The organism is Brenneria corticis (genome assembly GCF_003115855.1).
Classification (GTDB): Bacteria; Pseudomonadota; Gammaproteobacteria; order Enterobacterales; family Enterobacteriaceae; genus Brenneria; species Brenneria corticis.
In genome coordinates this window covers 106,607-120,009 of the sequence record NZ_KZ819082.1, presented here as the reverse complement: position 1 = coordinate 120,009, position 13,403 = coordinate 106,607, and the positions used below count along the sequence as shown (strand labels likewise).

The 13,403-nt window shown below is 54.8% G+C and carries 9 protein-coding genes and 1 pseudogene; 7 read left to right on the top strand and 3 right to left on the bottom strand.

Translation table 11 applies throughout. From position 1 onward, the window contains the following. Positions 1-78: 78 nt before the first annotated feature. Together DDT56_RS14205 and DDT56_RS14200 are read right to left on the bottom strand one after the other, a co-directional pair. Positions 79-909, bottom strand: coding sequence for a phosphoenolpyruvate hydrolase family protein (locus DDT56_RS14205; protein ID WP_136167096.1), 831 nt, complete (start codon positions 907-909; stop codon positions 79-81). Between the two features lie 13 nt (positions 910-922). Further along, positions 923-2,131 (bottom strand): Tm-1-like ATP-binding domain-containing protein, encoded by a 1,209-nt coding sequence (locus DDT56_RS14200; RefSeq protein ID WP_136167095.1) that lies wholly within the window; start codon positions 2,129-2,131, stop codon positions 923-925. A 291-nt stretch (positions 2,132-2,422) separates the two neighbouring features. Here DDT56_RS14200 and DDT56_RS14195 point away from each other — a divergent pair, with 291 nt between their 5' ends. The 5 genes from DDT56_RS14195 to ansP all read left to right on the top strand — a co-directional run bounded on the left by DDT56_RS14195 (position 2,423) and on the right by ansP (position 7,810). Then, complete coding sequence (locus DDT56_RS14195) at positions 2,423-3,049, top strand: TetR/AcrR family transcriptional regulator (RefSeq protein ID WP_136167094.1); 627 nt, start codon at positions 2,423-2,425, stop codon at positions 3,047-3,049. A gap of 192 nt (positions 3,050-3,241) precedes the next feature. Then, entirely contained in the window at positions 3,242-3,865 is a 624-nt protein-coding gene (locus tag DDT56_RS14190; protein WP_136167093.1) for a TetR/AcrR family transcriptional regulator, read from the top strand. A 38-nt stretch (positions 3,866-3,903) separates the two neighbouring features. Next, a complete protein-coding gene (locus DDT56_RS14185; RefSeq protein ID WP_136167092.1) occupies positions 3,904-4,581 on the top strand; it encodes a type 1 glutamine amidotransferase domain-containing protein in 678 nt (225 codons plus the stop codon). Positions 4,582-4,619: 38 nt separating this feature from the next. Next, positions 4,620-6,077 carry a coniferyl aldehyde dehydrogenase gene (locus tag DDT56_RS14180; protein WP_136167091.1) on the top strand — a complete coding sequence of 486 codons (1,458 nt, stop codon included), beginning with the start codon at positions 4,620-4,622 and terminating at the stop codon, positions 6,075-6,077. 263 nt (positions 6,078-6,340) lie between these two features. Next, entirely contained in the window at positions 6,341-7,810 is a 1,470-nt protein-coding gene (gene ansP / locus DDT56_RS14175; RefSeq protein ID WP_136167090.1) for an L-asparagine permease, read from the top strand. Between the two features lie 46 nt (positions 7,811-7,856). On the opposite strand, the gene DDT56_RS14170 is transcribed toward ansP, so the two are convergent. Then, on the bottom strand, positions 7,857-10,013 hold the full coding sequence (locus DDT56_RS14170; protein ID WP_136167089.1) for an ornithine decarboxylase: 2,157 nt from the start codon (positions 10,011-10,013) through the stop codon (positions 7,857-7,859). A 1,010-nt stretch (positions 10,014-11,023) separates the two neighbouring features. Between DDT56_RS14170 and DDT56_RS14160 the strand changes: the two are divergent. Continuing rightward, positions 11,024-11,469 (top strand): annotated as a pseudogene (locus DDT56_RS14160) (Arm DNA-binding domain-containing protein); the annotation flags it as partial. A 342-nt stretch (positions 11,470-11,811) separates the two neighbouring features. After that, on the top strand, positions 11,812-13,386 hold the full coding sequence (locus DDT56_RS14155) for a carboxylesterase/lipase family protein (protein WP_168197630.1): 1,575 nt from the start codon (positions 11,812-11,814) through the stop codon (positions 13,384-13,386). Positions 13,387-13,403: the final 17 nt, after the last annotated feature.

Genomic DNA, 13,403 nt, shown 5'->3' with positions numbered 1-13,403 from the left:
TGACAAAAAATTCGGCCAGCAACTATGCTGGCCGAGTGGGTGTTTCCCCTGGTATTGACGCCAATGGGTGTCAAAAAGTTAACGCTTGATGTTTTTGAATTGTTTGGTTGTGGCGGTTAATGCCGTTTCCGTCGGCAACCGCTCCATTGAGCTGGCTCCGTAGAATCCATCGCAATGCGGACAGTGATCCATGATGTACTGAGCGTCTTCCGGCGTAGAAATCGGCCCGCCGTGACACAATACGATCACATCGCTGCGAACGGCTTTTGCGGCTTCCGCCCATTGATTGATCAAGGGTACGCAATCGGCCAGCTTAAGCGCGGTTTCCGCACCGATATTGCCGCCGGTGGTTAGCCCCATATGGGGAACAATGATGTCCGCACCGGCTTTAGTCATCGCTGCCGCGTCTTCAGCGCTGAATACGTAAGGCGTGGTCAGCATATCCTTCTCATGCGCCAGACGGATCATATCGACTTCCAACGCGTATCCCATTCCCGTTTCTTCCAGATTGGCGCGGAAGTTACCATCAATCAGACCGACGGTCGGGAAGTTCTGCACGCCGGAAAATCCCAACGCTTTCAGGTCATCCAGAAATTTATCGAACTGGCAGAACGGGTCCGTACCGTTAACCCCCGCCAGAACTGGCGTATGCTTGACTACCGGCAACACTTCCTTCGCCATATCGACCACAATCTCATTAGCGTTACCGTAAGCCAGCAGCCCAGCCAGCGAACCGCGCCCAGCCATACGATAGCGACCCGAGTTGTAAATCACGATCAAATCAATCCCTCCGGCCTCTTCACATTTCGCGGAAAGTCCGGTACCTGCCCCACCGCCAATAATCGGTTCCCGGCGAGCGATCATATTTCGAAATTTCACCAACAACTGCTGGCGACTAATACCTGGCATAATTTTCCCCCTGTTATTTAAATATCGCTCTGAACGCATCAACGGCGGCGCAGGCGAATAAAGGATCGTTAATATGGAACGGCAGACGGATAAGCTGCCGTTTTTCAGTCTGCAGAACCACGCTTTCCAGCGTCTGTATAAAAGCCTCACGCGCTTGTGGATCCCAGAAAAGCTGGTCCGCCGCATCCAGCGCGGAGAACCCTTGCTCGGGAATTAAAAATCTCACCTCGCCTTCACAACGATTGAGCTTTTCACCAATCCACTGCGCCATCGCCACATTTTCTTCAATCGTGGTACGCATTAGCGTGACCTGCGCGTTGTGGTTATAAAACAAACGATCGGCATACTTTTCCGGCACGCTGTCCGGCGCGCCAAAATTCACCATATCCAGCGCCCCGCAGGAAACCACGTAGGGAATCCGCGTTTTGGCTATCGCATCGAAACGCTCTGGAGCACAGGCCAATACGCCGTCAAATAACAGATCGCACACTTCGGTAGTGGTCAGATCGAGCACGCCGGCAAGCAAACCGCTGTCCACTAACTTTTCCATTGCCTTGCCGCCGCTACCGGTAGCATGAAATACCAGGCAATCGAACTCATTTTCCAGCGCCTTGCTGACCGCCTGAATACAAGGCGTGGTGACGCCAAACATGGTCAGGCCTATCGCAGGCTTATCATCCTGACGTTCCCGTATCTGAAACTTCACGGCTCCGGCAATCTGATGAGCGGCATTGCCTAGTACCTGGCGGGAAATACGGTTCAGGCCGGCAACATCGGTAACGGAATACAGCATGCTGATATCGCTGGCGCCGATGTAGCCGGAAATATCGCCCGATGCCATCGTGGAGACCATCACCTTCGGTAAACCAATCGGCAGCGCCTGCATCGCGGGGGTAATCAGCGCCGTTCCGCCGGAGCCACCCAGTCCAAGCAGCGCGGCGACATCATTACGCGATAATATAAAATGCTCAAACGCCACGGCCATGGCATTGATAGCCCGCCCCCTGTCTCCACAAAATACCGCCGTTGCCCCCTGTGGATGACAGGCGGCGACGGTTTCAGCGCGAATATCCGCCCGACTTGTCGCAAGCGGCTTGGTCGACAGATCCACCGTAACTGTTTTCAGACCGGTTGCCGCGATCAGATCGCGAACATAAATCTGCTCATTTCCTTTAGTATCTGATGTTGTTGCAATATAAATACTGCCGACTTCCTTTCCCATAAGGTATGTTCCCCACCATGAGCAGATAATATTAACCTGCTGATATAGATATAAATCATGAAAAAACCAGACGCCATGAGATTAACTTGTAATCATAATGAGACTATAGTATCAAAAATGCAATTCATTAGAATATCAAATGAGACGAAAGTCTCATAATAAAGCAAATCACTCCGCCTCTAATCGAAAAAAGCTTGCCGTAACACATGAACTGTTCATTTTGTTATAGTTCCAGCAACAGCAGCCACGCCTGAAACTTTCCAGCCAGCAACATGCAATAATGAGGTCTATGTGATTGAACGGGATAGTCAACTGACATCAACGCGGGCACGAACCCGTCGCCTGCTGATCGATACAGCCATGATAATGTTTGACCAGGGCATATTTCCTTCCATTACCGACGTCGCCATAACGGCACAGGTTTCACGCGCTACGGCCTACCGTTATTTCCCAACGCAAAGCGCGCTGGTTTCTGCCGTCGTCGACGAGAGTCTCGGCCCAATACTCGCGTGGCATCCCACACAGCCAGACGCTAAACAGCGGGTTGCCGAACTGTTGCAATTTGCTTATCCGCGGATGTTGGAACATGAAGGCGCTTTACGCGCAGCGCTACTGCTTTCTCTCCAACAATGGGCCGATCGTCGTTCAAATAGCCCTCATGACGAAAAACTGCAGCGCGGCAACCGTAAACGTCTGCTGAAAATAGCCACTGAACCACTGGAAGGAAAAATCCCTGCGGAGTCCCGGCAGCGCGTTATCCATGCTTTGTCTCTGATTTATGGCTCAGAAGTCTTTCTGGTTTTAAAAGATATCTGGGATCTGGATGACGACGCCATTCAGGACGTAACCCAATGGGTCGCCAAAGCGATTCTGCGCCAGGCGGAAGAAGATGCGGCGGTACAAGTAAGCAGGGATTAGCCTCTCTTAAAGAGAAACAAACAGCGTCTTTTTACCGAGCGCGCCCGTCACGCGCGACCTGAAACGCTATTCAGTACCTCTTATGTGCGAAAATGATCCTCGGCTGGCCCAGCCTGCGCTGACGCACAGGGCACCAAATAAGCCAGTCATTATTTTGTAGACGACCGGTCTATTACAATATAGGGTAGGCGCATGAAAACGACACGCAAAGCGGAACTCACCCGCCAACATATCCTCGACACCGGTCGCAAGCTGGTGCTGCGCAAGGGGTTTAGCGGGGTGGGTCTGAAGGAAATACTCGACGCCTGCAACGTGCCCAAAGGCTCGTTCTATCACTACTTCCCGTCCAAGGAGCAATTCGGCTGCGAACTGCTGGAGCAGTACGTCAGCGATTATCAACGGCGCCTGGACCTGTTGCTGGCGCCAGACGCCGGCAGCGGGCGCGAGCGCCTGATGCGCTACTGGACGGCGTGGATCGACGATCCGCTGCTGGGCGGCTGGGCCGAGCAGTGCCTGGTGGTCAAGCTCGCCGCCGAAATCGCCGACCTGTCCGAGGACATGCGTCTGATCCTGTGCGATGGCGTAACGCTTCTGGTGGCGCGTATTGCCGCAGCGGTGGCGGACGGCCAGCGCGACGGCTCGCTGCGCTCGGCGCAGGCGCCGCAGGCTACCGCCCAGACGTTGTACCAGCTCTGGCTGGGCTCCGCCCTACTGTCTAAACTGAATCAAGACCCGGCGCCGCTGCGGCAAGCGTTGGCGACCACCGAATTACTGCTCGACCCGACGGGTAGCGTGGCTGACACCCGCTCGCCTTGATGCTGCTCTGTGAAATTCAACCCCAAGGAATTGTTGATATGAATATTTTGATTGTTCTCACCTCACACGACCGCCTTGGCGATACCGGCCAAAAAACCGGTTTCTGGCTGGAGGAATTCGCCGCCCCTTACTACGTGTTCAAGGACGCCGGCGCGAATCTGACGCTGGTTTCGCCGCTGGGCGGTCAACCGCCTCTGGACCCCAAGAGCGACGAGCAGGAAGCGCAGACCGCCGCCACCGAGCGTTTCCGTAAGGATCCTCAGGCGCAACGGGCGCTGGCCAACACCGGCAAACTGGCCGATGTGCGCGAAGCGGATTTCGACGCCGTATTTTATCCCGGCGGCCACGGCCCGCTGTGGGATCTGGCCGAAGACGCAGACTCGATCGCGCTGATTGAAGCCTTCGATCGCGCCGGCAAGCCGCTCGGGCTGGTCTGCCACGCGCCGGGCGCACTGCGCCGCGTGCGCGCCGCCGACGGTCAGCCCCTGGTCAAAGGGCGTAAGGTCACCGGCTTCTCCAACAGTGAGGAAGAGGCGGTGCAGTTGAGCAACGTGGTGCCGTTCCTGATTGAAGACGAATTCAAACGTCAGGGCGGCCGGTATGAGAAAGGCGCCGACTGGCAACCCCACGTCGTCATCGACGGTCATTTGATTACCGGGCAGAACCCCGCCAGCTCCGAAGCGGTGGCCGAGGCCTTACTCAAACAGCTGTCTTGAGCGGCCATTTCCCCATGCAATACTTTTTGGAGTCACCGATGAACGCTTCCGTTACCGCAGCAACGCTGGCCGCAACCGTCGCCACGATGAAACAGGCGCACATTCAGGACGGTCCGGCCAGCGCCGAGTTGCGTCGCGACCGTCTGACCCGCGCCGCGCAGCTGCTTACCCGGCACCACCGGGAACTGGCGGCGGCGATCAGCGCCGACTACGGTCATCGCAGCCCCTATCAAACCCTGTTGGCCGACGTACTGTCCGCCGTCGACGCGTTGCAGTACGCCGCGGAAAATCTGCAGCAATGGATGCAGGCCGACGAGCAGCCGGCCCCGGCCCCTGGAATGCAGGCCCGCGTACAGTACCAGCCCCTGGGCGTGGTCGGCATCATCAGCCCGTGGAACTTTCCGCTCAATCTGGCTTTCAGCCCGCTGGCGGGGGTATTTGCCGCCGGCAACCGCGCGTTGATCAAGCCGTCCGAGCTGACCCCGCGCACCGCTGAACTGCTGGCCGAACTGATTGCCCGCTATTTCGAACCGCTGGAACTGACCACGGTGCTCGGCGATGCCGACGTGGGCGCGGCCTTCAGCGCGCAGGCTTTCGACCATCTGGTATTCACCGGCAGCACCGGCGTCGGCCGCCATGTGATGCGCGCCGCGGCCGAAAACCTGGTGCCGGTGACGCTGGAGCTGGGCGGCAAGTCGCCGGTGGTGCTCGATACCGATGCCGATGTGCAGGTAGCCGTCGAGCGCGTGCTGACGATCAAGACCTTCAACGCCGGCCAGATCTGTATTTCTCCCGACTACGTCATGCTGCCTGAAGACGCCCGCGATGCCTTTGTGGAACACGCGCGCCGTTTTATCGCCCGGACCTTCCCGACGATACAGGGTAATCCGGACTACACCGCTATGGTCAGCGATCGCCACTTCCAGCGTCTCCAGGGTCTGCTGGACGACGCGCGCGCCAAGGGCGCCACGGTCATCGGGCTGGAGCCGGAAAACGAAGTCAACGCCGATGCGCAAACCCGCAAAATGGCGCCGACGCTGGTGCTCGACGTTACCGACGAGATGCTGGTAATGCAGGAGGAAATCTTCGGTCCGGTTCTGCCGATCAAGACTTATCGCCAGGTTGACGAAGCGCTGGACTATATCAATGCGCATCCGCGTCCGCTGGCCGCCTATTACTTCGGTCAGGATGCGCTGCGTCAACGGCGGTTTGGCGAACGCACCACCTCCGGCGCGCTGGTGATCAACGACGTGATGACCCACGCCTCGGTCGAGAGCGTGCCATTCGGCGGCGTGGGCGCATCGGGAATAGGCGCCTACCACGGCATCCACGGTTTCCGTCGTTTCAGCCATGCCAAGGCGGTGGTGGTGCAGAGCCCGGGCGGTGAATTCAATCTGCGTATGCGCGCGCCCTATGCCGCCGGCCTGGCGGAAATCGAAACCCTGCTGGCGACGGCCTCCGCGGACGACGCCGACGGACAAAAGAAAAGCGAGTAAACCGGCCGGCAGCGGTCAGCGAGCGCCAGACGCTCGCTGACCGCTGTTCCTTTCCGTCCATCCCAGTATTTCCCGCTTTTCCATCCTGCTATAAACGCATTTTTTGCTACCTTTGCCGATAAAAGGTAGCATCACTGCCGTCCTTTAACGCCATGCTGACTATATTTATAAAAACCATAAAAATGACATGGTCTATTCAGGTTCAAAAATACGCATAGCTATAACTCATCTCGGCAAATGACTGACAGGAATACAGGCAAGTAATGACGCAATGCAAAAAGACAGGTAGTGGACAGGATACAAACCAAAGACGTTGGCTGGATTCACACGAAAAGGGTTATCACAAAAGCTTGGGCAATCGTCACGTTCAGATGATCGCCATTGGCGGCTCCATCGGCACCGGTCTTTTTCTCGGCGCCGGCGCGCGGTTACAGATGGCGGGCCCGGCGCTGGCGCTGGTCTATTTGACCTGCGGCATCTTCTCTTTTTTCATTCTGCGCGCGCTGGGCGAACTGATCGTCCATCGTCCCACCAGCGGCAGCTTCGTCTCCTATGCCCGTGAGTTTTTAGGTGAAAAAGCCTCTTACGTGGCGGGCTGGATGTATTTCCTCAACTGGGCGATGGCGGGCATCGTGGATATCACCGCGGTGGCGCTCTACATGCACTATTGGGGAACCTTCGCCGATGTACCGCAGTGGACCTTTGCGCTGGGCGCCTTATCGATTGTCACCCTGATGAACCTGATCGGCGTGAAATGGTTTGCCGAAATGGAGTTCTGGTTCGCCCTGATTAAAGTGGCGGCCATTTCCCTGTTTCTGATTGTCGGTACGGTCTACCTTGGAATGGGCAATCCGCTGGACGGCAACCCGACGGGCTTCCACCTAATCACCGATAACGGCGGTTTCTTTCCCCACGGCCTGTTGCCCGCGCTGGTGCTGATTCAGGGGGTTATTTTTGCCTTCGCCGGGGTTGAAATCATCGGCATTACCGCCGGTGAGTGTAAAGATCCGCAAACGGTGCTGCCGAAAGCGGTAAATAGCGTTATTTGGCGCATCGGGCTGTTTTATGTCGGCTCGATTGTTCTGCTGGTCTGCCTGCTGCCGTGGAATGCCTATCAGGCGGGGCAAAGCCCGTTCGTGACCTTCTTCAGCAAGCTGGGCGTGCCCTATATCGGCACCATTATGAATATTGTGGTGCTGTCGGCGGCGCTCTCCAGCCTGAACTCCGGCCTGTATTCCACCGGCCGGATCCTGCGCTCCCTGGCGCAGGGCGGCTCCGCGCCCAAGTTTCTGACCCGGATGAGCGCCCAGTCCGTGCCTTATGCCGGCATTTTAATCACCGTGAGCATTCATATTATCGGCGTGTTCCTGAACTACATCGTGCCGTCTCAGGTATTTGAAATTGTGCTGAACGTCTCCTCGCTGGGTATTATCTCCTCGTGGGGCTTTATCATCGTCTGCCAGATGAAGCTGCGTAAGGCGATCCGCCTGGGCAAGGCGCAGCCGGTTTCCTTCAAAATGCCCGGCGCGCCGGTAACCTCGTGGCTGACGCTGGCGTTTCTGCTTGGCGTTCTGGTGCTGATGGCGTTTGACTACCCCAACGGCACCTGGACTATCGCCTCCCTCCCCGTTCTGGGACTGATGCTGGTTGCCGGATGGCTGGGACTGCGCAAGCGGAAGGCGAGCCAACCCCGCGAAGCGGAAGCGCAGGAACAGGAGTCAGCCGCCGTCTGACGGCGCGGCGCAAAGCAGCAGGCCCGGAGAACCGGGCCTGCTGCTTTTACCGTTCGATCACGTAGCCATAAAGACGTTTAGCGCCGTTTTCCTCCGCGACGCTGTAAACCCCTTGCAGTTCGGGCGAAAATCCCGGCAGCAGGTTGATCCCGGCTTCCAGCGCCAGAAAATAACGCTGCACCGCCCCGCCCCACGCTTCCCCCGGCACCACGCACAGCACGCCCGGCGGATAAGGCAAGGCCCCTTCCGCCGCGATGCGGCCGGCAATTTCAGCTATCGGCACCAGCTCAATATTGCCGCGCACAAAGGCGCTGTTTGCCTCCTGCGGCAGCATCTCCGCCGGCGGAAACGAGTCTTTGCGGAACATCGCTTTTTGCAGGTCTTTTACCCTGTGGCCGGCGTAAAAATCATGCATCTCCTGACACAGCCGACGCAGCGTATAGCCCTGATAGCGCCGTTCATATTTCTGATACAGGCTCGGCAGAACCTCGCTCAAGGGCGCGTCCCGGGCTATAAGCTGCTCGAAATAGACGATGGCCTCAACCAGGCGCTGCATTTTGATGCTGTCTTCCGCCGGCGTCAGCAGGAACAGGATCGAGTTCAGATCGCACTTTTCAGGGATGATGCCGTGCTCGCGCAGGTAGTTCGCCAGAATGGTCGCCGGAATGCCGAAGTCGGTATATTCGCCGCTGGCCGCGTCAATGCCCGGCGTGGTTAACAGCAGTTTGCAGGGATCGATAAAATACTGGTCCTGGGCATAGCCGTCAAAGGCGTGCCACCTTTCGCCCGGCTCAAAATTAAAGAAGCGCACGTCATGGGCAATAATGTCCGTGTCGTGATCCTGCCACGGGATCCCCGCTACTCTGGGCGGCACAAACGGCTGAATCAAATCACAGCGCGCCAGCAGCTGTTTACGCGCCTCGATGCCGGTTTTCACACACTCCAGCCACAGGCGACGCCCGCTGGTGCCCTCATGCATTTTGGCATTGACATCCAGCGCGGCGAACAGCGGGTAGAACGGGCTGGTGGAGGCGTGCAGCATAAACGCATTGTTAAAGCGCTTATGGTTGCAGAAACGCCGCTGCCCTTTGATGTGAGTATCTTTCTTATGTATCTGCGAAGTTTGCGAAAATCCCGCCTGCTGTTTATGCACCGATTGGGTGACAAAAATGCCCGGATCGTTTTCATTCAGATCCAGCAACAGCGGCGAGCACTGCTCCATCATGGGAATAAACTGTTCGTACCCCACCCAGGCGGAATCAAACAGGATGTAGTCGCACAGGTGACCGATGCTATCAACCACCTGACGCGCGTTGTAGATCGTGCCGTCATAGGTGCCGAGCTGGATCACCGCCAGACGAAACGGACGCGGCACATCGGCGCGTTGCGGCGCGACTTCTCTCACCAGCCGACGTAAATAGGCTTCATCGAAACAGTGCGCGTCGATCCCGCCGATAAAGCCGAACGGGTTGCGCACCGTTTCCAGATAAACCGGCGTTGCCCCGGCCTGGATCAGCGCGCCGTGATGATTGGATTTATGATTGTTGCGATCGAACAGCACCAAATCGCCGCGGGTCAGGAGCGCATTGGTCACCACTTTATTGGCGGCGGAGGTGCCGTTAAGCACAAAATAGGTTTTATCCGCATTGAACACGCGGGCGGCGAATTTCTGCGCTTTCTTGGCGGCGCCCTCGTGGATCAGCAGGTCGCCCAGCTTGACATCGGCATTGCAAATATCCGAACGGAAAATATTTTCGCCGTAAAAATCAAAAAATTGCCGCCCCGCCGGGTGCTTACGAAAAAACTGACCGCCCTGATGCCCCGGGCAGGCGAAGGTGGTGTTCGCCATATCGACATACTTGATCAGGGTATCGAAAAACGGCGGCAGCATCGTGTCCTGATACGCCTGCGCCGCGCTCTCCAGCACGGCGGCATGCTCCCCGGCGTCGTCCAGCGGCAACCACGCGCTGCCGGCCGGCAACATATCAGACGGGGAGTCCGCGTCATTATTCGGCACGACGAAAGCCGGAATGGTAAAACCGGTATGATGCAATAACGACAGGATCCCGCAGCGCGCTTCCTCAATAGAGACCACCACGGCCGCCACATCGGTAAAGTCGGTCTGACTTAGCGCAACAATTTCACGCCCCGTGATTAAACGGCCGGCAAGCGCCGCATTAGCCGCAATTTTTAACTGTTTCATTTAACCAAACCCAAACGGTTAAGGATGAGTGTACGTGCCCGGAAGACACGGCGCAGGGATAACAATCCCGACCAATCACAATGCCCGATCGATAACGCCAAGCGCACGATCCCTACAGCCATAACTGTAGGTGAAGAATGGATAAACTGGAGCCAGCACCATCCGATAGACATCAGTAAAATCAGAGTAAAACTCTATTTTTAATCATGCCTAACAGTGAGCGTACGAACGCCTCACCGCATGGTGGCGAAGGAGGATAATCGAAGAGATGAAGAGAGGCGGCTGAAACGGGCGGCATAGCGCGACATCATCAAAGATCCGGTGCGGTAATCCGGCACCATGAGCAATGAATCCGACATATCAGCAGCCCCCGTTAACCACAGATGAACAGCGCGTTCAAATGAACTGAAAGTTAAAAACCGCGCAATATTGGCATTCTTTTTCATCAAATTCAAGAAACGCCCGGCCCCAATTTTGCACCCGAGCCGGGCATGGCGGCAAAAGGCGCCACTGCCGGGAAAAACCATAACCGCGCCGATTGGCGAACGGGCGAACCAAACCTGATGCATTATTGCCTGAAAATAGAGCAGGCACATGGCTTTGTGACAGAAACCCGTTGACGACGCCCGNGAGGATTGAAAATCCTCGTGTCCTTGGTTCGATTCCGAGTCCGGGCACCACCTATTTAAAGAAACCAGCCTGATGGCTGGTTTTTTGCTTTCTGGGGTACAGACTCTCCATCGAACTGCATTCGATTACTCGCCTCATCCATGAGGCTCGCCCATTGGGGCTGGCGCTTACGCGCCATGCAAAAACGCTCCCGGCGTTTTTGTCCGAGTCCAGGCGCCACATTTCCTTTTTTATGCCTCCTTATAAATCAATATGTGTATGTAATTCAATAAGTTGTCGTAAAAATCTTTCCCGATGCGTTTTGGTTTATCCCTTCGTATCCGGAAAATTTGGGGTCAGATTGCGGGTCATTCAGTTCGATGAACGAAGGAGACCCTCACATGGCCCTGAATGACCGCAAAACCCGCGCAGCCAAATCCTACAAGCTCACCGACTCGCAAGGTCTGTACCTGACGGTATCCGCCAGCGGCGCTAAGTTATGGTATTTCCGCTACCGCTTCGGCGGTAAGGAAAACCGTCTGGCCTTTGGTCCTTACCCGCAGGTGACACTGGCGGAAGCCCATGCCGATAAAATCCTCACCCGCCTGAAACGCTACGTTTTCCCCGCTATTGGCGTGCTAGATATCGCTCAGATTGAAACCCGTCATCTGGCGCAGCTGGTTTAAGGTGATTGACGATAAAGGCGTGCATGACGTCGCCGGACGAGTACGCCATCTGCATGTTTTCTTGCCGCTCCAGCGAGTTACGAGTCGCCCGCTGGGACGAGTTCAACCTCAAGGCCCATATCTGGACCGTACCCGCGCAAAGCAAGGCCGTAAAAGGCGTGTGATCTTACCCAGCAATCATCGACATATATTCAGTGGTTCACTTGCCTTCGTCTCAATCATTCTTAACCTTACGGGGTCTCACTCCGCCTTTTCCCATGGCGTTCACCACACACGCTTTTTACATATGCAGTCCTGGGTGGTTTGGGATCACCGCCTGAACGACGAACCCAGAGGCCTCCCCCATCACAAATACTGCATGGTAAAACTTCATCCAGCAGATCTACCTTCAGGACCCACGAACTACATGCTCGACACTGACCGGCAAAGTGCAGATCAGATCACGGATATTTATTTTGATAAGTGAAATAAATGACTGGTGTTTATTAATAGTGATGATGATCATGAAAAAAAAGTATCAAGGGTTATTCCTTACTTTTTCTTTATATTCAATTGGCGCCATAGGCGCTATCCAGGGCCCCATTAACGTAACCGGCGGCATGATAGAAGGTAAGCTATCCGCTGATAAACAGCTGTCTATATTTCAGGGTATTCCTTATGCGGCGCCGCCTGTGGGTGAATTAAGATGGAAAAAGCCACAACCGGTAAACAAATGGGATGGCATCAATAAGACGGACACTTTTGCCGCAGGCTGTATGCAAAAAGTAGTGACAGGCGACAAGCTTCCCTGGACATCTGAATTTTTACATCAAGGCACGATGAGTGAAGATTGTCTGTACCTCAATATTTGGAGTCCTGCTCAATCCGAGAAAGATAAACTGCCCGTTATCGTATTCATTCACGGCGGCGGATTTATTGAAGGTTCGGGCAGTGTGCCAATCTATGACGGTGAGAATCTTGCACGCAAAAATGTTATTTTTGTGAATATTAATTATCGGTTAGGCGTCTTCGGTTTCCTTGCCCATGAAGCGCTGACGAAAGAATCAGGCAACTCCGGCAACTACGCGCTTTACGATCAAATAGCGGCGCTTCATTGGATAAAAGGCAATATAGATAAATTTGGCGGCGACAATAATAATATTACGATTATGGGGCAATCCGCGGGGGCGAATTCGATTGTTGTTTTGAATGCATCGCCTTTGGCTCACGGTTTATATAATAAAGCCATCATGGAAAGCGCCCCTGGCAGCACCATCTCCAACTATGGCATCCACCCGGCTGAGAGCTTGGGTATTCCCCGGGCCGATGCGGAAAGAAAGGTTTCTCAATGGGCTAAATCCGCGGGCTATTCATCCTTAAGCGATCTGAGGAATGCGTCGGCTAATCAGTTGGTTGAAAAATACGCGATCAATACGCCGATAAAGGTCGCAGTCATTGATGGCGCATTATTACCGACGCAGATAGCCGAGATTTACCAAAAAAACAGGCAGAACGATGTCCCGGTCCTGGCTGGCATGAATAAGGATGAGAGAGGAAGTGAGCCCGATTATGGCAAATGGAATGTAAACGATCTCGATTCTTATGCTAAAAAATACTATGGCGAACACTTGGATGCGTTTCATACCTTATACAAGGCGGAGGATAGCCATGATGTCGCTGTCACCCAAAAAAATATTCTCCGGGATGAACGTCTTTACGCGATGAAATGGATGGCTGACCTTAGAATCCATTATGGTAATCAGCCAAATTATTTATACTTTTTTGGCAAAGCGATTCCCTGGAAGGAACATCCAAACTTTGGCGTATTCCACTCAAGCGAATTACCTTATGTTTTGAACAATCAGTCGAAACTCAATCGGCAATGGGATGCTACCGATAAATCGCTGGAAAACGCGATGTCCTCCTATTGGGTCAATTTCGCAACCAGCGGCAACCCCAATGGCCATGGTTTACCCGAATGGAAGAGTTACAGCCAGAATGAAAAATCCGTTATCTGCCTGGACAAAGAAATTATGATGTGTGATTTGCTAAATAAAGACAAAGAAGACTTAATAGCCAGTAAAAAAGAGAGTCTCTAATAGATTAGAGATAGCAA